General features: G+C 39.5%; 16 protein-coding genes. 8 read left to right on the top strand and 8 right to left on the bottom strand.

Annotated elements, in window-relative coordinates:
- Positions 1 to 362: 362 nt before the first annotated feature.
- Together QMA12_RS19905 and QMA12_RS19910 are read right to left on the bottom strand one after the other, a co-directional pair.
- The gene (locus QMA12_RS19905; RefSeq protein WP_290211206.1) at positions 363 to 1,634 is read right to left on the bottom strand and encodes a LysM peptidoglycan-binding domain-containing protein; all 1,272 of its coding nucleotides are present in this window, start codon (positions 1,632 to 1,634) and stop codon (positions 363 to 365) included.
- Between the two features lie 66 nt (positions 1,635 to 1,700).
- Positions 1,701 to 2,564, bottom strand: a complete 864-nt coding sequence (locus QMA12_RS19910) for a LytTR family DNA-binding domain-containing protein (RefSeq protein WP_290211232.1) — start codon at positions 2,562 to 2,564, stop codon at positions 1,701 to 1,703.
- Between the two features lie 182 nt (positions 2,565 to 2,746).
- Between QMA12_RS19910 and QMA12_RS19915 the strand changes: the two genes are divergently transcribed.
- The gene (locus tag QMA12_RS19915) at positions 2,747 to 4,027 is read left to right on the top strand and encodes an acyltransferase family protein (RefSeq protein WP_290211207.1); all 1,281 of its coding nucleotides are present in this window, start codon (positions 2,747 to 2,749) and stop codon (positions 4,025 to 4,027) included.
- A gap of 42 nt (positions 4,028 to 4,069) precedes the next feature.
- On the opposite strand, the gene QMA12_RS19920 is transcribed toward QMA12_RS19915, so the two are convergent.
- Both QMA12_RS19920 and QMA12_RS19925 read right to left on the bottom strand, forming a co-directional pair.
- A complete protein-coding gene (locus QMA12_RS19920) occupies positions 4,070 to 5,386 on the bottom strand; it encodes an ATP-binding protein (protein ID WP_290211208.1) in 1,317 nt (438 codons plus the stop codon).
- Between the two features lie 2 nt (positions 5,387 to 5,388).
- A complete protein-coding gene (locus tag QMA12_RS19925; protein ID WP_087531395.1) occupies positions 5,389 to 6,807 on the bottom strand; it encodes a sigma-54 dependent transcriptional regulator in 1,419 nt (472 codons plus the stop codon).
- A gap of 224 nt (positions 6,808 to 7,031) precedes the next feature.
- Here QMA12_RS19925 and QMA12_RS19930 point away from each other — a divergent pair, with 224 nt between their 5' ends.
- From QMA12_RS19930 to QMA12_RS19945, 4 genes are all read left to right on the top strand, one after another.
- A complete protein-coding gene (locus tag QMA12_RS19930; RefSeq protein WP_290211209.1) occupies positions 7,032 to 8,285 on the top strand; it encodes an efflux RND transporter periplasmic adaptor subunit in 1,254 nt (417 codons plus the stop codon).
- Between the two features lie 11 nt (positions 8,286 to 8,296).
- A complete protein-coding gene (locus tag QMA12_RS19935; RefSeq protein ID WP_290211210.1) occupies positions 8,297 to 9,001 on the top strand; it encodes an ABC transporter ATP-binding protein in 705 nt (234 codons plus the stop codon).
- Position 9,002: 1 nt separating this feature from the next.
- A complete protein-coding gene (locus tag QMA12_RS19940; RefSeq protein WP_290211211.1) occupies positions 9,003 to 11,399 on the top strand; it encodes an ABC transporter permease in 2,397 nt (798 codons plus the stop codon).
- Positions 11,400 to 11,505: 106 nt separating this feature from the next.
- Positions 11,506 to 13,923, top strand: coding sequence for an ABC transporter permease (locus tag QMA12_RS19945; protein WP_290211212.1), 2,418 nt, complete (start codon positions 11,506 to 11,508; stop codon positions 13,921 to 13,923).
- A 95-nt stretch (positions 13,924 to 14,018) separates the two neighbouring features.
- Here QMA12_RS19945 and QMA12_RS19950 read toward each other — a convergent pair whose 3' ends face one another.
- From QMA12_RS19950 to QMA12_RS19965, 4 genes are all read right to left on the bottom strand, one after another.
- Complete coding sequence (locus QMA12_RS19950) at positions 14,019 to 14,555, bottom strand: sugar O-acetyltransferase (protein WP_290211213.1); 537 nt, start codon at positions 14,553 to 14,555, stop codon at positions 14,019 to 14,021.
- A gap of 175 nt (positions 14,556 to 14,730) precedes the next feature.
- On the bottom strand, positions 14,731 to 17,124 hold the full coding sequence (locus QMA12_RS19955; RefSeq protein ID WP_290211214.1) for an ABC transporter permease: 2,394 nt from the start codon (positions 17,122 to 17,124) through the stop codon (positions 14,731 to 14,733).
- Positions 17,118 to 17,852: an ABC transporter ATP-binding protein gene (locus tag QMA12_RS19960; RefSeq protein ID WP_290211215.1), complete on the bottom strand. Its 735-nt coding sequence runs from the start codon at positions 17,850 to 17,852 to the stop codon at positions 17,118 to 17,120. The genes QMA12_RS19955 and QMA12_RS19960 overlap by 7 nt, the downstream gene beginning before the upstream one ends.
- A gap of 11 nt (positions 17,853 to 17,863) precedes the next feature.
- On the bottom strand, positions 17,864 to 19,090 hold the full coding sequence (locus tag QMA12_RS19965) for an HlyD family efflux transporter periplasmic adaptor subunit (protein WP_290211216.1): 1,227 nt from the start codon (positions 19,088 to 19,090) through the stop codon (positions 17,864 to 17,866).
- 188 nt (positions 19,091 to 19,278) lie between these two features.
- Here QMA12_RS19965 and QMA12_RS19970 point away from each other — a divergent pair, with 188 nt between their 5' ends.
- The 3 genes from QMA12_RS19970 (at position 19,279) to glmS (ending at position 24,185) form a co-directional block, all read left to right on the top strand.
- On the top strand, positions 19,279 to 21,336 hold the full coding sequence (locus QMA12_RS19970) for a winged helix-turn-helix domain-containing protein (RefSeq protein WP_290211217.1): 2,058 nt from the start codon (positions 19,279 to 19,281) through the stop codon (positions 21,334 to 21,336).
- A gap of 156 nt (positions 21,337 to 21,492) precedes the next feature.
- Positions 21,493 to 22,251 (top strand): DeoR family transcriptional regulator, encoded by a 759-nt coding sequence (locus tag QMA12_RS19975; protein ID WP_290211218.1) that lies wholly within the window; start codon positions 21,493 to 21,495, stop codon positions 22,249 to 22,251.
- A gap of 113 nt (positions 22,252 to 22,364) precedes the next feature.
- Positions 22,365 to 24,185: a glutamine--fructose-6-phosphate transaminase (isomerizing) gene (gene glmS, locus QMA12_RS19980; protein ID WP_290211219.1), complete on the top strand. Its 1,821-nt coding sequence runs from the start codon at positions 22,365 to 22,367 to the stop codon at positions 24,183 to 24,185.
- Positions 24,186 to 24,238 lie beyond the last annotated feature (53 nt).

Raw genomic sequence — 24,238 nt, forward strand, 5'->3', positions numbered from 1 at the left:
AGTTATGACGATATTGTGGAGCAAGTAAGTAGGGCGTGGAATACATTTCGCTCAGATATTGATAACGTTAAGCGTATCTGTTCGAGAAAATGGATAAATTTGATCACTTAATAAAAAGTATTGGTATAAGCGAGTTGGCGAGAGTAAAGCTAGCGAGTAGCACAGCGTCAACCTATACACCGTAGCGTGGGTTGAGTATTTGATACCCACGGAGAAAAGAACGCCACGTCCACCTTTAAAAATCTTGCCTCTTTTAATGGCCTGTATTTTAATCTCGAAAAACTCGCAAACTCACAAACTCGCATCCCATAAGAAAATACTACCCACAGTCCTTTGGGTTAATTTTAAGTACTGGTTTACTTCTAACTATTAGATAAAAACACCGTGAGTTTTTCACCTATTTTTAAATTATCCCGCGAAAGATTATTCCATTGTTTAAGTTTAGTAATACTGACTTTGTAGTGGTTGGCAATTTTCCATAGGCTATCACCAGATTTAACCTGATACTCAATTTGAGTATCAGCTAATTGTGGTAGAACTAGCTTTTGGCCAATCTTAATAGTGTTTCCTTTTAAGTCATTAAATGCTTTTAGTTGGCTAATACTGACTTTATAGCGTTTCGCTATCACACTTAAGCTATCACCACGTTTAACAGTGTAGTGTTGCCATTGGCTGTAATCATTCGAATCAAGATTAGCAAGCATGTTTCTATATTGCGTTTGCTCAGTGGCAGGCACAACGATGTGTGGTGCATCAATGATGGCAGGAAAGCGGATCACACCATAGTTTAAAGACTCAAGTTGCTGCCATTGCTCTTGGTTATCTAAAATAATAGCACCATTAATAGCTAGTACAGCAATTGCAGGGTTATTTGAAATTGCAGGAAAAGCCATTTTTTGGCTTTTTAATAATTGTGCCGCAGCAAGTAATTTAGGCACGTACTGACTGGTTTGTTTAGGTAACTTCAAACTAAAAAAATCAGTGGGTTTGCCTTGCTTTTTATTGTTGCTAATAGCTCTGAGTACACGGCCTTCACCTAAATTATAAGCCGCAATAGCATGATACCAATCGCCATCGAAACGTTTGTATAAATACTCCATGAAATCCAATGCTGCACGGGTACTGTCTATCACGTCTTGGCGACCATCGTACCAAGGACTAATTTTTACCTTAAAATATTTAGCTATAGAAGGGGTTAGTTGCCAAAGCCCAGATGCATGCTTATGCGAATAGGCGCTAGCGTTAAAGTCACTCTCGATCAGCGGCATTAATGCCAGTTCTATGGGCAACTCTCGTTTCTCTACCTCAGAAACAATATAATAAAGGTAAGGCTCTGCACGCCGACTTATTTCATCCATATAGTTTGGGTGAGATAAGTACCAAGCAATGCGTTGTTGAACGGCAGGGTGGCTTGAATTAGCAAATGTTAGCTGTGCTCGAATACGTTGCCATACATCATCGAGTTCTTTTGTTGTGAGTGGCGCTATTTGTGCAATATCTTCGCGCTGTTCACTAACAATTGTTTTGGGGTTAGCCTTAATTTCAGGTGTTGATGTTGGTGTATCGGGTGTGGTTTCACAGCCAGATAAAATAAACACTAATGGCAAAATGCGGGTAAATCGATTTGAGAACACGTACAACACTACTCCGAAAATATAAATGGGGCTAACCTACGGCAGGTTAGCTTAACATAGAGTGATTTATACCCAAACGACAGATGAATTAATCTGTCCCTTAAATTGCTCTTTGTAGCGACGGGATAGGTTAAGTATTTTTCCTGTTGTTAACTTTACTTCGCTATCGCCACTGGATAAAGGCGTTATTGATTCAATCGCATCGAGTCGAATAGCATGAGAGCGATGAATCCGGCAAAAGCCTTGTGGCTCTAACCGAGATATAAGATGGGTCATGGTTGCACGTAACGGGTAAATTCGAGTGCCAATATGCAGGTTTACGTAATTGCCGCTAGACTCAAGCCAGTCAATTTGATCGGTACAGATAATAAATTCTTTACCTAGTTTTTTTACGAGTAATCGGTCGAAATTCAAGTCCTGCGGTGCATTCTCTGCATGTGTGATTGGCGTGGCTTCACCGGTTAATTGGCCAACAACATATTGATACGTTTTAATAACCACTATTAAAAATAAAAACCCCCATAAGTCTTTACGGTATTCATAGAGTAGCTCAAACCACACTAACCCAAAGTCATACTGCATACCTTGTACGATGTAAATGAGTTTGCGAATAGCGACCATGATCCCTACATGCAACAACGAAAAAATAACGCTCGCCAATAAATAAATGAGTAATGAGCGGCTGATTTTTTGCCAATTAAAGGGTTGGGCTTGTAATAACCAAACTAAAGCAGGAAACAGTAATAAAGTACTAATAGCGCTTGAATACTCCCATACAAAGGGCTCCCAAAGCATAAAAGGAAGTGTGCCATCGCGCTGGGCTTCCATAATATCTGAACTGGCATTTATAGTGTTGTTTATAAAAATATAACCAATTAAAAACAAAGCTGCATACCAAGTTTGGTAGCGTTGAAAGTGCGTTAAAGTGATCATTATTATTGTTATCTTTAAAAGTATTATTATTAGGTTACCAACATAGCGAACAATCACCAAACTTATCATCCTTGATATCCACCGCTTATCCCTACTAGCTGTTTTGTCAGCCTTTTCTTATTGTAATACGCAGTATGTTGTTCATAGTTGCTATTTATTAGCCGCCAGTTAAATCTAATATGAAACTTAAAATAATCATTAAAAACACAACATGCACGCTATTAAAACCATGGTTAAATGTGTTTAATCAAGTCGAAGAGTTACCCTCACGTCGTTATGATTTAGATTGGCTGAGAGTACTTGCCTTTGGCTTATTAATTTTTTATCACGCAGGTATGCTATACAGCAAAAACTGGGGTTTTCATTTTAAAAGCCAGTATTTATCCAGCAGCATTGAAAATATCATGCTCTTACTGTCGCCATGGCGGATGGGGCTAATTTGGTTTATTTCAGGTGTGGCGCTGCGCTTTATTGTTGCGCGTTTTAACCTAGGCATGTTTTTAATTACGCGCAGTGTAAAAATATTACTGCCTTTATTGTTTGGCATTTGGTTTATTGTGCCTATCCAGCTTTATGCGCAAATGAGCCTAGAGGTTGGTTTATCTATGAGCTTTTGGCAGTTTTACCAACAGTTCTTTGATTTAACCAACCCTTTATTTGAGCACTATCAAGCAGGTATTTGGCCACATGTTGATGTAAATCACCTGTGGTATTTACGTTCCTTATGGCAATTTACTTTATTGCTGGTGTTAGTGCTGCCGTTGATTCTTCACTCTCATGTGCGAGCAGTAATCACGCGTTTATGTGGGCGCTCGTTATTTACCGTTTTTATTGTATTGCTATTGCCGCTGTGTATTTTAAAACTCAGCTGGCCGAGTGATACATTCCGATACCCCATGGGCGCGCTGTTTTTACTTTACGGTTACTTGCTTGCGTGGCAGCCTGCATTTTACAGCAAATTACTACGTCATTGGCAGGCGTTATTCGCGGTATTCGTATTAGGTTATTTAGTTGTTTTACTGGGTTATCACATGATTTGGCAAAACCCTGCCGCTAGTCAATGGCAAATTACCAGTATGGATATGCTGTATACTGCGCAAAGATTAGTCGGTGTGTTTTTAATACTAGCTCTTGCACAACGTTTTTTGGATCACGATCACCCTAAACTGGCTTTGTTTAACTCAGCCGTATTTCCGTTTTATCTATTACATCAAAGTGTAATTATTGGTCTTGCGTTTTATTTGTCGAAGCTGCAATTAGGTGGTTTTGTGGAGCCATTGCTTATACTGAGCCTCGCATTCATTATTTGTTGGCTGGTGTTTATTGCTGCGCGCCGTATCGACTTATTAAGCCCATTGTTAGGGATTAAAGTCACAGGTAAATATAAAGCATGGCAAATTAAAGCGGGCTTTGGTTGCGGACTAATATTGGTAAGCCCGCTGCTCTTTAGGTTGATTTAATTACCTATATTGAAAATTAATTATCGCCGTAAACGACTTCGTTCATCCAAACACACACCTAAAGCATGCGCCTTGTGGTTTTGGTACATAAATTAAATCACCGCCGTGGTTGAGCATAATTTGCCTTGATAGGCTCAAACCAATGCCAGAGCCTTGTTGCTTGGTGGTAAAAAATGGCACGAAGATCATATCTACCACATGTTCGCTGATGCCTGTACCATTGTCGCTAATTTCTATATAAAGTTGTTGGCTAGTGTTTTGCGCTAAGCTGATTTCGATCGTTGGTTGAGCTGCATTCTCAGTGCTGTACTTTTGGCTACTCTTTAGTACTTCAAGTGCATTTTTTATTAAGTTTATTAATACCTGCTCTATTTGGCTGCTATCAAGCATTACTAACTGCTGATTTTTAATCGACAGTTCAATATGGGTGTCTTGTTCGCGTGCTTGTTGTTGATGTAAGGCGACAATACGCGCTAGCATGTCGGCTAAATTTTCAGGCGCCAAATTGGGTTTAGGTAAACTACTAATTTGGCGAAAACGAGCAATAAAATCACCTAAATGAGCGGTTCTTGACGCTAACGTGCTTAACGCAAGCTGTAAGTCTTGTTTATCTTCAGGTTCATCAAAACATAGCTCTTGCGGCAGTAAATTACTGCAGGTATCCGCTAGTGATGATAGTGGCGTAATAGAGTTGGCAATTTCGTGAGTGAGCACTTTAGTTAAGCGTTTATACGCTTGTTGTTCTTTAAGTTGTAACTGGTCGTGAATTGACTGTAAGCTCACTACGCGGCGAACTTTACCTTGTATTTCAGCGATACTTAGTTGAATTGATAGGGTGTCGTGCTGCTCGCCATTTTGCCAGTAGGCGGTGCTGCGGATATTATGTTCGGCGTTTAAAATTAACTCTCCAACAGCGCCTAACTCATGTAAATGTTGAAAGCTTTTACCTAGTAACTTACTAACGGCTGGGTTTGATTCAATCACCTTACCATGGTCATCACATACCAATACGGCTAAATCAACATGAATAAGCAAAGCTTGTAAAAATTGCGTTTGTTGCTCGGCATTAAAACGTGCTGTTTGCATTTGCGTTTTTACTTGCTCAAATTGTTTAAGCATTGGGTGTTGTTTACCAAGCCCTAAGGTACTGTCACCATTGGCTAAAGCGCGGATCACCATTTCAGCTTGTTTTTGTTGGCGCTTAAACAGCGTAAAAATATGCGCTATTAATGCTGCGGCAACTAGCATTATTAGCAATGTCGTTGCTGAGAAACCATGCGTTTGTAATACATAGCTAAGCAATGAACTCGTACTTATAAGTGCGATAATATTAAATGAAAGCAATAAATTAGCCCGCATAATTATAACCCATACTTTTCAAGCCGGCGGTACATGGCACCGCGGGTTAAACCAAGCGCTTTGGCTGCATGACTGACATTCCCTTGATGGTGCTTAAGTGCTGCGCGAACTGTGCGTTGTTCGAGTATCTCTAAATTAAAGGTATCGAACTGCGGCAGAGTGTTTAGAGTCTCTGTACTTTGACCGATAGCATGAGTGCTAGATACTTCGCTATTCCCCACAACGGAGGTTATATCGAGTGTATTACCTTCAGTTAAAATAACGGCTCGCTCTATTGCGTGAGCAAGCTCTCGCACATTACCTGGCCATGAATACTGGCAAAGTAACACCATGTCAGCCTCAGTAATGGTTAAGCTACGTTTATATTTTTGGCAAAAATGATTCAGGTAATAATGTGCTAACAGCGGAATATCTTCACTTCGCTCACGTAATGCAGGTAAGCGAATTTCAACGGTGTTTATACGGTATAACAAATCTTGGCGAAAACGACCTTCGCTCACAGCTTGATCAAGGTTGTCGTTAGTGGCACAAATTAGCCGAATATCAATATCAACCGCTTTACTGCCACCAACCGGCGTTATTTGCCTATTTTGTAGTGCAGCCAGTAATTTAGCTTGATGCTCTAGAGGTAAATTACCCAGCTCATCTAAAAATAAACTGCCGCCATGAGCAAGTTCAAATTTACCAATGCGATCGGCTTTTGCATCGGTAAACGCGCCTTTTTTATGGCCGAATAGCTCGCTTTCAAATAAATTCTGCGCCACTGCGCCCATGTCTAAACTCATAAAGGTTTGGCTGTGGCGCATACTTGCTTGATGAATCGCATGCGCGGTGAGCTCTTTGCCTGTGCCGCTTTCACCGGTGATCAGTATGTTGGCGTCAGTTTGTGCGGCTTTTTCTATGGTACTAAATACCTGCTGCATCGCACTGCTTTGACCTAAAAACTCAACGTTGGGAGTATTTAAGGCTTGGTTTAACCCTTGCTTTTGCCGCGTTAATTTACCAACTTGTTGTTTATCTTTGGCGTGTGAAAATGCGGCGGCGACTGCGCCAAGTAATTGCTCGTTTTGCCAAGGCTTGGCAATAAAATCAGAGGCGCCCGCTTTAATTGCATCTACGGCTAGTTGAATGTCGCCGTAGGCAGTCATTAACAAAACAACGATATTAGCGTCTTGCTCGATAATCTTTTTTAGCCAATAAAAGCCTTCTTTGCCGCTTATTGAGTCTTGGGTAAAGTTCATATCAAGCAATATTACGTCAATGGGTTGCTCGAGCTTGCGTTGCTCGTCAATGATGCCTGCAATATCAAATGGGTTGTCAGTGGTTTTAACGCTTTGATAATGCTGTTTTAGTAATAAACGTGCGGCAATAAGAATATCGGGGTTGTCATCAACAATTAAAAGTGAGCCTGAGTGTTTCATGCTTATTATTTTTATAGGGTTTTATTTAGCCTAAAACAAAAAAGGGAAAGTGTCCATAAATGGACGTTTATAAAATAATAAAGTGTTCTATTAGCGGACACTATCAATATGGAAATAGTTAAGTTAAATTTTAAGTTGTTGAATTTAAATATTAAATTAAGTTGGCATAGTGATTGTAATAACTATCGATAATTAGTTATTAAACTTGTATCAAAATAGCCGACATGGACAAAAAAATAGAACGCTCATTTACGCAAAAGTATTTTAAAAAACTCATCTTTGCAGCGCTGGTTTTAGGTGTTGCGGCTGCTGCGTTAGGTTTTACGCAAAGCAGTGATACAGGTCGTAGCCAGAATATTGATCGTAGCAGCCTTACGGTTAGCACGGTTAAACAAGGTGCCTTTAAAGATGCATTGAGCTTGCGCGGTCAAGTCGTGCCAAAAACCAGTATTTATCTTGATACTATTGCTGGTGGTCAAGTAGAAGAGCGTTTAGTAGAGCAAGGCGAATATGTTAAAAAAGGCCAACCGCTAGTGCGCTTAAACAATACTAATCTACAACTTGATGTAATGAGCCGAGAAGCACAAGTTACTGAACAGCTTAATTTTTTACGCAATACGCAAATGACCATGGAAACCAGCCGATTAAACTTACGCCGTGACTTATTAGAAATAGAGCTAAAAATTACCCACCTAACCCGTCGTTTAAAACAAACTAAGCCCTTGGTTAAAAGTGGTGTATTGGCGCAAGACCAATTAGCTGAGCTTGAAGAAGATTTAAATTATTACCAAGCCCGTAAAGAGCTCACTCTTGAGCGCCAAAAGCAGGAAAATTCAATTCGTGAGGTGCAAGTAGCTCAACTTGCCGATAGCGCTAAAATGCTGGAAAAAAACCTACAGTTTGCGCGTCGAAATCTCGACAACTTATTAATCAAAGCACCCGTTTCAGGTTACCTAAGCGAGCTTAATGTGGAAATTGGCGAATCTAAAAACAGTGGCGCACGATTAGGCCAAATAGATATCCCTAATGAATATAAATTAGTGGTGCGCATGGATGAATTTTATTTAAACCAAGTACAGCGTGACATGACCGTGATGATTGAACTTGAAAGCGGCACAGTGAACGCCAAGGTGAGCAAAATTGATAGCCGCGTACAGCAGTCGCAATTTCAAATTGAAGTTGATTTACCCAGTAATACCAAAAGTATAAAACGCGGCCAAAGTATTGATATTGAGTTAATGCTAGGGGATGACAAAACCGATGCCTTATTGCTTAAACGCGGGGCCTTTTTTACTAACTCGGGTGGTAACTGGGTTTATGTTATTGAACAAGGTGGTGATACAGCACTGCGCCGTGATATTCGCCTAGGCAAAAAGAATCAGAACTATTTTGAAGTGCTTGAAGGGCTCAATGCAGGGGATCAGGTGATTACCTCAAGCTACAGCAACTTTGATAAAGCACAGCAACTACAATTTTAAGGAAAATAACCATGATCAAATTAACTAATTTAAGCCGTGTATTTCGTACTCAAGATGTAGAAACAACAGCGCTGAGCAATATCAACTTAACCGTAAACGAAGGTGACTTTTTAGCGATTATGGGCCCGTCTGGCTGTGGTAAGTCAACGCTGCTATCTATTTTGGGGATGCTTGATTCACCGACCACAGGCAGCTTTGACTTTGCCGGAACTGACATAGCAGGCTATAGCGAAAAACAATTAGCTGAACTGCGTAAAGCATCAATCGGCTTTGTATTTCAAAGCTTTAATTTAATTGATGAGCTCACTGTATTTGAAAACGTAGAGCTGCCATTACAGTATCAAAAAATATCAAAAGGTGAGCGTAAAGAGCGTGTTGAAGCCATTTTAAAACGCGTGGGTATTGATCACCGAGGCGAGCATTTACCGCAGCAGTTATCAGGTGGTCAACAGCAACGGGTAGCTGTTGCCCGTGCATTAGTGATTAACCCAAAACTTATTTTAGCCGATGAACCAACGGGTAACTTAGACTCTAAAAATGGTGATGAAGTGATGGCAATGCTGCGCGAATTAAACCGCGAAGGCACTACGGTTATTATGGTGACTCACTCAGAAAAAGAGGGCGCGTATGCAGAACGTTTAGTGCGTCTACTTGATGGCCAAGTAATGCTCGATAAAGCAAATGTTGCGCAGCAAGCCGCAGGTGAGGTTGCTTAACATGGTTATTAATTATTTAGTCACTGCGTTAAGAACATTTAAACAACAAAAACAGCATTTTATATTAAATATTTTAGGACTAAGTGTTGGCTTAGCTGCGGCTATTTTAGTGGCACTGTTTGCTCGATATGAGCTATCGTTTGATAAAAATCATCCAAATTATGAGAGCGTCTACCGCTTACATTTAGACTTAAGTGCTATTGGTTATGAAGTAATCCCTTTAACAAGCAGTGAGATAGCACAGAAGCTAAAATCACATAAAGATATAGAGGACATCTTTATTCTGTCTGACGTGATAGATTATGAAATGGCGACTGATCAAATACAGGTGAAGAGTAATAAATTTAATTTACGAAACTTTTATGCTGCAACATCAAACATAGAGCAATTCTTAGCAATAAAAACTCGATTTGGTAATTTACAGACAGCGCTTTCTACACCTAATAAAGTTGCTTTGAGTGTCAGTGAAGCAGCGCGTTTATTCGGACAATCTAATGCTGTAGGTAAGGTGTTCAGCGATGGTGAGAAGAATATAACTGTTGCCGCAATATTTGAAGATTTACCAGATAACAGTCATTTCCTTTTTGATACATTAATGCCGTTAGACCTAACTGAGTTTGGTGATACATCAGGCTATATTTATATCAAAACTAACGAGTTTGCAGATATTAAAGCGCTGGAAGAGTTATTCGCGAGTACTATGATTTCTCAGTACTCATTAAAAAATAGCCAATTAAAGTATCGACTGGTTGTCATGCCTGATATTTATTTTTTTGCTAAATCATCATTTGACTTTAAACCTGGTGGCTCAGAAACTTTGGTTAATATAAGCATTGGTTTGAGCTTATTATTACTATTAATTGCAGCTGCCAATTTCACAAACCTATCAGTTGCCCAGCTATTGCATCGTACTAAAGAAATAGCCATCAGAAAAACCCTTGGCGCGACTAAGCTACAACTAGTTATACAATTTTTTGTTGAGGCACTATTGTTGATCAGTCTATCAATGCTAATTGCATTGTGTATGGTCGAGCTATTTATTCCAGTATTTAATGAATTATCACATAGGCCATTTAGCTTACAGTTTGATGCTGAATCAATAACTGTAATGATAGCGGTTATATTGGGGCTAACTCTGATATCAGGATTTTATCCTGCTTACTTAGTTGCTAATGCGCCTTTAAATACCATTTTAAGTGGCGAACTTAAAAATGGGCGCAGTGCAATTATCATTCGTAAGGGGTTATTAACTTTTCAGGCCGCAATAGCTGTTTCTTTGATAGCAGGAACTTTGCTGTGTTTAAATCAGCTTACGCTTTTACAATCTATAAATTCGGGTTATCAACCTGATGGTCGTATTGTTGTGCATTCATTAGATAGTGACACCATGATGGATAAAGAGCACATAGTAGTCGATAAAATCCGTCAATTATCAGGTGTTAATCAAGTGACGACAGTTGATTCTGATATTACAGATAGTTTTGGTGAAGAATATCGCTTTACATGGCCTAACGGGCACACCGAAGAAGGCTTGATGCCTACAGTTGGTAGTGGTTTCTCAGTTGTTGAAACGTTGGGTTTAACGTTACTAGCTGGGCGCGACTTTTCAACTGAATATCAAACGGATTGGTTGCATAATGTTGGCGATTCAGACTTACAAGCAATGGCATTAATTGTTACTGAGAAAATGGTTAAAAGAGCGGGCTACCAAAACCCAGAAGACGTAATTGGTATGCTAGTTACCAGCGAATACGACAATATTACCGCGACTATTGTGGGTGTTGTTGCTGATGTAAAGGTGGGATCTGCCACAGAAGCTTGGGTACCTATTTCATTCTCGTGTGGCTGGAGTGCACAAACGACAGTTGATTTAGTTATAAATAGTAAGCTAGATAAAATGAGTGATGTATACAACGAGATCAACAACTTAATACAAGCATTTGATTTAAAAAATGAACCAGAAATTACATTGATGGATGCAGACTATCAGCAAAACTTTGAAGTCGAAGAAAGCATTTTTAAACTGGTACAAATATTCTCAGGGTTAGCAATAGTACTTACATGTGTTGGAATCTTTGGATTAGCGTCGTTCTCCGCATTACGTCGTCAAAAAGAAGTCGCTGTACGCAAAGTACTTGGCGCATCACGCATAAGCATTATGAACCTACTGGCAAAAGAGTTTTTGATTTTAGTAGCGATAAGTATTGTGATTGCTTACCCGCTAACTTATTGGCTGGTGGGTGACTGGCTTGCTAATTTTAACGAGCGTGTTGATCAAGCGTTGTGGGTTTATTTAATTGCCGCACTAAGTGTTGCTGCGATCACTTGGCTGACCGTTGCAAGCCTCGCCTTTAAAGCGGCGAGTACAAGGCCATCACTTACTCTACGCTATGAGTAAAAACCCTATCTGATCAATAGTTAAAAAGAAAGCTGCCAAAACTCACAATCACATCTTGGTAGCTCGCTTTTATTTTTGATATATATTTCTGACAAGGATGATCATTTTGGAACAATTAGTTACCTCAATAAGAACAAAAGCGACTCGATTATTTTGGCTCCACTTTGTGAGTTATAGTGCTGGGTTGGCAGCAGTTATCTTACTTGCTTTATTTGTACAGCATGAACTCTCTTATGATAGTAATCAGCCGGATAAACAACGGGTTTATAGAGCGCACGTAGACTTTACCAGTTTTGGTTTCGATACATTAATGCCGATGCGCGATTTAGCAGTGGCGCAATCACTATTAAATGATACGGATGTTGAAGACGTATTTGGTTTAATACCGGCTGAATTTATGGGGTATGTCGGTCACCATTTTTATTCAGAAGTAAGCTATGTCGGCATAAACAACAGCGACACTAAAGTGAAGCTAAAAAACGTTTATTTTGCGTCAAATAACTTATCGAAATTTATTAATCTAGATGTTGTGCGTGGTGATATAGATGAGGTGCTGAATACACCTAATCAACTTGCGATTAGTGAATCTGAAGCTATCCGGTTATTCGCTGATATTAATGTGGTAGGTGAGCGGCTAAGTGCAAATGAACAAAACTACACAATTGGCGCTATATTTAAAGACTTACCTGCGCAAACGCACTTTGCGTTTGACGTACTCACAGCATTTCCTACAACACTTGAACAACAACCCCATGGCTACGTTTATATTAAAACAGCAGTCGATACAGATATTACTGCGCTTGAAAATAAGTTGTTTGAGCAGTATTTAACAACAAAGTCAGCAGAGCACAAAACAGTGCAATATAAATTAATAAATATCAGTGATATTTATTTAAAAGGCCGCTCAACTTATGAAATGAAAGCAGCAGGGTCAATCACTGCGGTTGCCATTGCGTGTGGACTTATCTTTATTATTTTTTTGCAAATAACCTGTAATTTTATCAACTTTAACTTAGTCAGTGTTGGCAGGACTGCCAAACAAATAGCGATTAAAAAGGCGATAGGTGCCAGTCGAGGTCAGCTTTTTCGGCTGTTTATCGTTGAGTCAATTGTACTTACTGGCTGTGCTGTATTGATGTCTTTGGCATTTGTTGAGTTGAGCCAGAGCTATTTTAATCAACTCGTTGAGTCGAATATTTCGTTTGTGCTTAATAAATCAACGGTGTTGATGGCTATTTTTATAACCTGTGTAATCGGTTTATTTAATGGTATATATGCAGGCGTAGTGGTTGCAAATGTAGATGTGAAATTATTGGTAAGAACGCATTATCAGTATCATTTAGGGCTACTTGTTAAAGGCATACTGAGCTTTCAGGCGGGTTTAGCAACTTTCATATTTATTGTATTTGTTATTGCTCAGTTGCAACTTAATTTTGTTGCTAACATGGATGTGGGCTATCAAACCAAAAATAGACTCATTGTTAAAAACATTCCAACCACACAACTTTTTGATAAAGATAACGCACGGGTAATATCAGCAATGAATAAGTTACCAGGTGTTGTGTCACTAAGTGCAACCGACATAAACCTTACTGAGCAAGTACGCGGAGGTGTGCAACTAACTTGGCCAAATGGGCAAGTAGTTGATGGGATTGCCCCTTCAGTGGTAACCAGTTTTGATGTGGTTGAAGCATTAGGGCTTAAATTGCTAGCGGGTAGAGACTTTAACCGCGACTTTCAAAGTGATTGGTTTGAAAAGCAGGCGGATGGCTCTGAGCACGTTGCGTTAATTGTCACTGAGTCTATGGTGCATTTAGCAGGGTATGAGTCGATGCAGCAAGTGATTGGTATGACACTCAGTAATGCAGAAGCCAACTTAAGCGCCACGGTTGTTGGTGTTGTTGCTGACGTGAAAGTTGGCTCGGCTAAACATAAAATGACACCGCTTTCTTTTAACCTAGGCCGCAACTACTTGCCAAATGGTCATGGCAATATTGTTATAAAGTTAAGCGATGATGCTGTATTTGAGGATTTAAAAAGGCAGATCCTTGCTTTATTAACATCACGTTTTGCCATTCTTGATGCTGAAGTGAGCCGATTTGACGATGATTATGCAAAAAATTATAAAAATGAGCATAGGATAACAACTTTATCAAAATGGTTATTAATTTTGAGCACATTGCTAACCGTTATTAGTCTTGCGGTATTAGTATCTCAAACTGTGCTTTCACAGCAAAAAGAGTTGGCGATTAAAAAGGTTCTAGGAGCAACTGTCATCCAATTAGTAACATCAGTAAGCGCGTCTTATTTAAAACTGGTGTCACTGAGCTTAGTCGTAAGTATACCGCTCGCTTATTGGTTAACAGATAATTGGCTAAATAGTTTTAATGACCGCATAGGGCAACCTATTTGGGTTTATGGTTTATCAGCATTAGTTGTAGCTGCGATTACTTGGCTGACTGTTGCAAGCCTCGCCTTTAAAGCCGCCAGTACAAGGCCGTCGCTTATCTTACGTGATGAATAAAAAAATTAGTTACAATCTTCTAACTAAGGCCTTTCGTTTACCGAGAGGCCTTTGATATTATAGTCGCCATAAATGACGACCTACGATATAACTCTTTAAATATCTTTAATTTTCACTGCGGGATTACCAGCAACCACAGTATTTGCAGCAATATCTTTAGTCACTACCGCCCCAGCGCCCACGACAGCGTTATCAGCAATGGTAACACCCGCTAAAACGATAACTCCCGCGCCAATCCACACGTTATTGCCGATAGTAATCGGTGCTGCAAAGTTCTCTTTATTGAGCCGCTCTGTGGGGTTAACTGCATGGGATACAGCCAAAAGCTGAACATTTGGGCCGATTAAACAATCGTCGCCAATGCTTATCGCCCCCTCATTAATAGGAGCATCTAACACCGTACAGTTAATGTTTATAAAAGTACGATCACCAATTTGTACTTGCGAGCCGTAATCTAAGTGGAATCCCGCTTCAATAATCACGCCTTCGCCACACTTTGCAAACATGCTCTTAATACGTTTTAAATTGCCTTTGCTGGGGCTCTTTGCAAACAACCGGCAAGTCTCATGGGCGACTTTGCGTTGCTCAATCAGTGGTTTTTCTAGGCTATTAAATTGAGTTAGATGAGTCATCGTTTTAGGGAGTTAATGAGTATGTATTGATGATAAAGCAAAATTAGCTGCTAACCAAACGGGATTATCAGTTGTTGACCGTAATTCAATGAAACCCGACTTTACGCAGAATAGATTAAAGTCGGGTGTTTATTTATAACTTCAATTGTAGGTATGAGTCGCCAGAGTCTCAGTTTCACTCATTTCGTAATGCCTTTATTGGATCTTGTCGTAACGTTTGGTTGATCGGAAAAAAGCTGGCAAGTACTGATATCGCTAATAAACCCAGCCAAATTACCGTTGTTAACCACCAGTCTATAGGCAGGTCAACCCCAGGTAATGACATACAATAGCCTATAATTAAAAATGCCAACGAAAAGGCTAACATTAAGCTCATTGTTATGGGTTGCATGAGTTCTAATAAACTTTCTTTGAGCAACCTATAATTGTCAGCCCCCATAGAAAGCTTTACGCCTAAGCTATATCTGCGCACTTTAACTAAATAGCTAACAATACCGTTTGTGCCAATACACACCATCAGCAGCGATGTTGATGCCAACACAATAGCCAGCCATGCTGCATTTAAGTGACGCTGCCTTTTTTCATCAAACATACTTGTTAAAGAGGCTATGTTATTAATGTCTAATCGTTGATCTATTTCTAATACTGCTTGTTGAATATCGGCAATTGCATTATTTTCATCTGTAACAGTAATTAAATACGTAAATTGTTGCCAACCAGGGTAATCTTTAGGGGTAAAAACTTCAAAGTCTTCACTTTCAGGGCTGCCAGGCACATAGGTATTGCTGACAATGCCTATGATTGAGTAGTATCTTTTATTATCAAAACTCACTTTACTGTTTAGTACTTCATTACTGTTTTTATTAAGTAAATCTGCAAGGCGCTGATTGATAATGATCGGTGGGTTTTCGAGTTGTTCATCCCCTTTGGCAAAGCCATTACTCGTTATCGTTAAGTTAAGTTCAGTAAAGTAATTGGCAGTTACTAAGCTATTACGTGCTTGGGCAATATACTGTCCAGCTTCGTTATATATTTGATTGACATTAACCGTTTTTGGCAGCCTCATTTCGGATGACACAGCTAAGCTGCTTACATTATTAAGCGCCAGCAACCGCTGGCTAATTGCTTTGTGTAAATTAATACGTTCGTCGGATTTATCGACATTACTATAGTTTATTGTTAATGAATATTTACCTTGTGTATCCAGTCCGTTATCTCTGAGTGCTTCAGAAAGAGTTACTAAAACTACGTGGCTAGCAGTGGTTAATACTAAAAACGAAAACAAAATTTGCAGCCCAACAAGTAAATGGCTGGTGGCTGAACTCATTTGCTTACCCGTTCCTTTACCGCTGCTTTGTAGGCTGCTCATTAAGTTTTGCTCTTTCACTACACTAAGTTCTATAAATGAATAAAGTGAGGCAATACTAGTAATTAAAAATGCCGAAAATAACAAAGTATTAAAGCTAAGAGAAAGCGTGTCTAAACGTTGAATGGCGTCAGCTGCTAGGTTTTGAATAACGATAAAGCCGATTTGAGTAAGTGTTAACGCAAGTAACACCGCAATGCTAATGAGTAAAACATTATGTTTGAGTGTTTCAATAATGAGCTGTTTTTTGCTTGCCCCAAATGCAAAGCTGATTGCAAGGGGTTTGATGCGCGTAATGGCTTTAGCGAGCTGCATACTTGAAAGGTTGATAAGAGCAATGAGCATTAATAAGCACACACCCAATAATAGCATTAATACAATCTTCCCGCTGTCGCCCCTAAGTGCATCATTAAATGCAGTAACACGCGCATTGACAGCAAAGTCTTTTAAAATATTAGGCGCGTGCAACTGCGCACCTTTGAGTGATAAATCACTTAATTGTTTACTAATTTCTTGCTCTGAGATTGCGGGTTTAAATCTAACAACGTTCTTATATGCACCCATAAAGCCATTTGATGTTTTAGGGTTAAAAGCTTCGTCAACATCAATGGGAAGCCATATTGCATCATTTATATTGCTGTATGAGGGTAATACGAGATCGTCAGGTGCAACGCCTACAACGGTAAAGCGACGTTGGTTGAGTTGTATTTTTTTACCAACAATATTCGGATCACCATTATAGTGGGTTTGCCAAGCGCGGTAGCCTAAAACGACTGACATTTGCTGAGTACCGAGCGCTTCTGATTTGTTAAATAACCGACCAAGTTTTGCTTGTACGCCGAGTAAATCAAATAAATTATGTGTGGCAAGTATTACGTCCACAGCAGGTCTTGTTGGTTTATCTAGCAGTTTGTAGTCAGTCCATTTATGGTAAGTGGCGACATCAGTAAAAGCGGTGTTTTCACTCTGTATGTAGCTCATTACTTTTGAATTACTAGCAGGCCCTGAATAGCCTTTGGAGTTAATAGTACCTTCAAGCAAATATAAGTTATCACTTTGTTGATAAGGCAACGGTGAGAAAAATACTAGATCAACTAAGCTAAATGAACTCAGCACCATAGAGAGCGTTAATGCCAGTGTAAATACAGTAGTAAAATAATATTGTTTGGCACGTTTAAAGGTATTGTAGGCAGTATTTAACATGGTTCAATAGCCTGTTCTACATTTGTAGGTGTGCTTGGCGCGAGTTCATCGCTTTGGGCAACCACAGTACCGTCTCTCAACTGGATATTGCGCGTAGCCATGTCGGCATAACGCGGATCATGGGTAACCAATACAATGGTGGTGCCTTGCTGATTAAGGTCTTTTATTAACGCCATGATTGCATCGCCGTTTTTTGAGTCCAAATTACCTGTGGGCTCATCGACCAGCATGATGCCAGAATCACCAGCTAGTGCGCGTGCAATCGATACGCGTTGTTGTTGACCACCAGAAATTTGATTTGGGTGTAAATCAGCTTTATCAGCCAAACCTACTTTTTCTAGGCAATCTAATGCTCTTGCATGACGTGATGATAGCGAGTCACCACGGTATTTTAATGGTAAAGCGACATTTTCAAGTACTGTCATTTCGTCAATTAAGTTAAACGATTGAAATACAAAGCCAATGCGATTACCGCGTACTTTCGCGCGTTGGTTTGAGTCCATATCTGAGACGAGTAATCCGTCAATGTAGTATTCTCCACTTTGCGGAGTGTCGAGTAGGCCCATAATATTCAATAGCGTTGACTTACCACAGCCAGAAGGCCCAGAAATAGAAATAAATTCGCCGTCGTACACGGTAAAGCTAATCCCTTTTAAAATTTGACTGACTTGTTCGCCATTAGAAAAAGACTTGCTTAGGTTATTAACTCTTAAAATTTCAGTATTCATATTATTCTTCCTTAACCAGCAATTTTTATTGTTGTTGTTTCAGTGGGGATATCTAATGTAGAAATAATGACTTGTTCACCAGGCTCAAGCCCAGACAACACTTGGATGAGCTGGCCAGATGCTTTGCCGTATTGCACTTCAACTTTAACTGCTTTGTTATCCATTGTGAGTTTAAATAATGAGCCATAACTGCCTTCGCTTGCACCTGTTGGTTGTTTTATATAATTCACTTCTTTTTGTACATCGGCAAAAATAGTCGCATCGACTTGTTGCATGGGTTTCATAGTGTCTGATTCTGAAGCTTCGAGCTCAATATCAATTTGCACAGCACCGTCGCTTATCACAGGATCTACACGCACTACTTGGCCGCGCACCTGGTCATTCAACGTGCTAATTTGGGCTGTCATACCTATCTGAATTAAATGAGCTTGAATTTGCGGTACTTTTATTTCACCAACTAAAGGGGATAGGCTCCCTATTAGCGCCAGTTCAGAACCTGCGGTGACACTTTGCCCCAAACTTAAAGGCAAGCGTTGAATAACACCATTCATCCCCGCTTTAACTGAAAGTTGTTCTACCATTAATTTGGCGACATCAAACTCGTCTTGCGCTTGGGCTATTAAATCATCTTGAATTGAAAGCGACTCTTTTTGCATCTGTGCTAATTTATCAAGCTTAGATTCTTCAAGGTTAATACGCTTTAATAGCTGTTTGGCTTCGAGTTCATTTTTCTTAGCACTGATCCCAGAGACAATACCAGATTTAGCCAGTGTGCGTTCTGCTTCAACTTGTAACATGGCAATTTCAGATTGTGCTTTTAGCTCTGACACGGTTGACTCGTTATTTAACAACTCACGTTGCTGTAGTAATACGGTTTGTCGTTTTTGGGTTTTGGCATTTTTAAGTTTTGCTAACGCCAAGCGGAGCTTACTTTCTAGTTCGGGGTTATTTAAAGTGAGGATCACCGTGTCATGGTTAACCACGGCACCCGCTTTTAGTTTTATTTCGTCAACTACTGCATTGCTAGTTGCAGTAAGCAGCCGTTTATTAATTGATTGCAATGAACCATAGCCATCCACCTTTATTGAAAAATCACCGCGCTCAACCTTTGCAATGGTGACAGAGTCTTTTGATATAACTTCGGCATTATCTGCAAAGCCTAATTGCCAGCCAGAGATAAGCATAACGACAGATAAACCTATCAACCCTTGATAGATTAGTTTAGATGTAAGTTTCATAGTTATTCCTTTTTTCAACGAAAATACTTCAACAAATTAATTAGGCAATAATACATAAATAATTTTACGGTAACTAAGTTGTGACTATGTTTTAAATCAATAGGTTAAAGGGGTGTAGTAATGAAAAAGTGCATAGGTTATGATTGGGCTAAGTAAAAAAATGGGTCGTTAAAAGCTGCAATAGACGTATGTTGATTCAATTAGGTGAGTATTATTTAGACACAGACGAAATGTCTCTTCGAGTTAATGAGCTATCTGTTGTGCTAGAGCCAAAAGTTTTTGCCGTATTGGTGTATTTTATTGAGCATCATGAGCGGTATATTTCAATGGATGAATTACATGAAAATCTATGGCAAGGTCGTTGTGTGTCAGATGCAGCTGTACGGCGTATTATTAGTAAAATACGCATAGTTTTGAATGACGATCATAAGAATCCTAAATACCTTCAATCGCTCTCTAAACGTGGATATAAATTAATTTGTCCTGTCTCTAAATTTTCTACATTGTCAGTTTCAGAAGACAGTAAAAAACTGAGCTCCACAGAAAGTAACAACACAAAAAAAACGAAAACTTTTCTGCTTTTTGCAATTATAGCTTTATTGATTTCGTTAGCCTATTTTATATATGAAAATATTGATGACGAATCACATGTCATTACAAAAGTTATTGACTCGATTATCTCTGATAAAAAAGTGCTGGTAGTTTCGAATGATGGTCGGTTTATCGCATTTACGAGTAAAGCAAGGCGTGGAAATAACTATCAAATTTATTTAAAAGATCAAGTTAGTCAAACAGTAAAAGTGCTAATTGATGATACAAGGTTACCTGGGGGATTGGCTTTCTCACGTGATGGAAATTACTTATTCTTCTCTGATAATGTCGGTGAGGCTTCGTCATTGAAGCGGGTAAATCTTACAAGTAAAAAGTATGAAATAGATGTTTTAACGACACATTTTTATTTTATCTCTGATGTTTTTATCGATAAGAATGAAAGTAAGGCTATTTATTTTTCAGCTCAAAAAAGTAGAGAAAGCGCAATGCTTAACTATAAATTCAATGCTGACGCTGGTTTGGTTGAAGAAGTTACTTCTGTCTCTCAAAATGGAGAACATGATAGCCGAGCTGATATTTCACCAAATTCAAGCAAGTTGGTTGTACTTCGAGTTTATTTGGATAGCAAGCGTAATTATATTCGGGTATTAGATTTAAAAACGGGCAGTGTTCTTTTTCAGTATGATCAAAATGAGGTTATTTATGATGTTCATTGGCTTGATGATGAACACATTGTTTTATTAGACGATAACAAGCTAGCTAAAATAAATGTTAAAACTGGGCGTTTAGATGAAATTATTAATAATACGGGCAAAAATATTATCTCACTTGATGTGGTAAGCCCAAACATGCTGTTTGCTATTAGAGATACCTATGAAATCAGTACAATTACTGAAAAAAAATTGCCGTTAAGTAATTTTAAAGATATCGAATTATTTCATGGTGAGCAATCAGGGCAACGCTATATTGTAGATTATCAACCCTTAGGTGATAAGGTTTGGGTGATCGAGAAGCTTAACGATGTAAGCGATTTAGTTTTTTATAAAAAACAAAAGCCAAATGAAAAGAGGGTGTTTTTAAGTACGAAAAAGTCGCTTGAGCTAATAGCTCCAGCTTTGTCGGGGCAACATGTATTAATTAAACTCCAAGGCCGTATTGCTATACTCAATACGCTTAATAACAATTTAACCTATATATCAAAAGAAGATGAATTGATTGGTGATGTTGCTTTCTCAGAAGATGAAAAGTCTATTTTGTACACCAGAAAAAGTAATGGTGAATGGATAGTTTTTGAATATTCTATTAAGGAAGAAACACAATCTATTCTTTTTGAAGGGTATCGTTTCGTCCGACAATTTAAAGACGGTTATATATTAGGTGACAATACGGGCAAGTTGTCTCGTTTTAATGTTAATTTAAAAACAATGACCCCACTGCAGATAATTCTGTCGAAAGAAAAAAATACTAACTGGGATGTTGTAAACGGTAAAATTTTCTGGAGCAGCCATAACTTAATAAATACAACATTCAATGAAATCGATATAGATGATGTTAATGGCTCTAGCCTAAGCTCTACAACGTTTGACTTTAGTGTGATCAGACCAAACTTTTATGTGGATAAAATCAATAATACGGTTGTAGTTAAACGTTTAGGTAGCAGGACTAGTGAAATAATTACAATTGAAATTCAGTGATTGAATGTAATGCAATAGTTTTAAATGCGTTTTAAATTCACTGTTTGGGGTTAATAAAAAGCGCATTTTGCGCTTTTTTTGATCTACACCTTGCCATTTATGTTGTTTCGTTTAAAATCCCCTAACTTTCGAAACGAAACTTAAATGGTTTGCTTAATGACTAAACGAAACACCCAGCAACGTCGTCACCTTATTCTTACTCAAGTTAATGAGTTAGGTGAGGTAGCCGTAGATATTTTAGCTGAACAGTTTCAAACCTCTGAAGTAACCATTCGTAAAGACCTAACAGCGCTTGAAAAAAGCGGCTTGCTTTTGCGCCGTTATGGCGGTGCAATTGCGTTGCCACAAGAAATCGTCAGTGATGATATTGATTCAAAACGTAAAGTAGCGATAGCTAAAGCCGCAGCTGGGCTGATCAAAGATCATAACCGCATAATAATCGACAGTGGCCGCACAACGGCGGCGATGATCCCTGAGCTGGGAAATAAGCGCGGTTTAGTGGTGATGACCAATGCCATTAAGGTCGCCAACCGATTATTAGCGCTGGAAAACGAGCCAACTCTTTTGATGACCGGTGGCACTTGGGACCCGCATTCTGAGTCGTTCCAAGGCCAAGTTGCGGAGAACGTTTTACGCTCGTATGACTTTGACCAGCTATTTATTGGTGCCGATGGCATTGATGTTGAGCGCGGTACTACCACTTTTAATGAGCTGGTGGGTTTAAGCCAAGTAATGGCCGGCGCTGCTCGTGAAGTAATTGTACTGGTTGAGTCTGAAAAAATAGGTCGTCGAATACCCAATTTAGAATTGTCTTGGCAGCAAGTGACTACACTCATCACAGATAGCAATTTGGCGCTTGATACACGCCAAGCCATCGAGGCGTGCGGTGTGCAGTTGATTTGCGCTGAGCTTTAAATTTATAAATTCGTGTTTATTGCAGGCCGACAACACCTGCGATGGACATTTAAATATTAAATAACACATACGGCCTAAAGCTTTAGTTTTGGCACGTGCAAATGGAGAATACTATGTGTGGAATCGTTGGGGCTGTTGCAGAACGTCCAGTAAATAAAATTTTAGTAGAAGGTTTAAAGCGCCTTGAATACCGTGGTTACGACTCAGCGGGTGTAGCTCTTTTAGAAGGCAACACGCTGAACACCGTAAAAGCGGTTGGTAAAGTTGCTAACCTTGAAAACGCACTTGAAAATGCCGATGTAAAGGGCACAACAGGTATCGCGCACACACGCTGGGCAACCCATGGCGGCGTAACAGAAGCAAACGCTCATCCGCACATCTCAAACAGCGAAATAGCCTTAGTGCATAATGGTATTATTGAAAACCATGCAAGCCTGCGTGAAGCGCTAAAAGGTGACGGCTACGAATTTTTATCTGACACAGATACCGAAGTGATGGTGCATTTAATTCATCAACTTCGCCAGCAACACACTACTTTATTAGCGGCTGTGCAAGCGGCTGTAAAACAGTTTGAAGGTGCCTTTGGTACCGTGGTATTTGATAAAGCTAATGATAACGAAATTATTGTAGCTCGTTCAGGCAGCCCACTGGTAATTGGTTTAGGTCTTGGCGAAAACTTTATTGCCTCTGATCAGTTAGCATTATTGCCAGTAACACGCAGCTTTATTTATCTTGAAGAAGGCGATGTAGCACGAATTACTCGTGACAGCGTAGAAATCTTTGATGCAGATGGTAACGCCGTTGAGCGTGAAGTGATTGAGTCAAACATCACCCAAGATGCATCTGGTAAAGGTGAATACCGTCACTACATGTTAAAAGAGATTTACGAGCAACCTCTTGCTGTACGTAATACATTAGACGGACGTTTAAATGACGATCGCGTTGCCATTGATGCATTTGGCGATAGTGCGCAGCAAATTTTTAAAGACGTAAAACACGTACAAATTATTGCCTGTGGTACCTCTTATCACTCAGGTATGGTTGCCCGCTACTGGCTTGAGCAATTTGCCGGTGTAAGCTGTAATGTTGAGATTGCTTCTGAATTTAGATATCGCCAATCGTTCGTGCATGAAAATAGTCTACTTGTGACTATTTCACAATCAGGTGAAACAGCCGATACGCTAGCTGCACTTCGTTTAGCGAAAGAGCAAGGCTACATGGCCTCAGTGACCATTTGCAACGTGCCTGGTTCATCACTTGTGCGCGAATCAGACCTTGCATTTATGACCAAAGCCGGCGCTGAAATTGGTGTTGCGTCTACTAAAGCGTTTACCACGCAATTAGTTGGTTTGTTAATGCTTACTGCATCTGTAGCGCAAGAGAAGGGCTTAGATCAAAGCGTGATTGTTAACGCAATTAAAACCTTACCAAACAAATTAGAAGAAGCATTATTACTTGCTGATGGTATTGCAGACCTAGCAGAAGAGTTTGCTGATAAGCACCACTCACTGTTTTTAGGTCGTGGTTCACAATACCCAATTGCGATGGAAGGTGCGCTTAAGCTTAAAGAGATTTCGTACATTCACGCAGAAGCCTACGCAGCGGGCGAGCTTAAACATGGGCCACTGGCGCTTATTGATGCTGACATGCCAATTATTGTTGTAGCACCAAACAATGAATTGCTTGAAAAGCTTAAATCAAACGTAGAAGAAGTACGTGCTCGTGGCGGCATCATCTATGTATTCGCTGATAAAGACTCACACTTTGAATCAGACGAGACAATGCGTGTAATTAACGTAAACCACGTAGATGACGTGATTGCACCAGTGGTATATACAATCCCACTACAGTTACTTTCATACTATGTAGCGGTGATTAAAGGCACTGATGTAGATCAGCCTAGAAATCTCGCAAAAAGTGTAACTGTTGAGTAAAATCAATGGGTTAATGAAACTTCATTAATTTAAAAAAAGCGCGTAACGCGCTT

The sequence above is a fragment of the Pseudoalteromonas sp. APC 3893 genome (assembly GCF_030408095.1).
Lineage (GTDB): Bacteria > Pseudomonadota > Gammaproteobacteria > Enterobacterales > Alteromonadaceae > Pseudoalteromonas.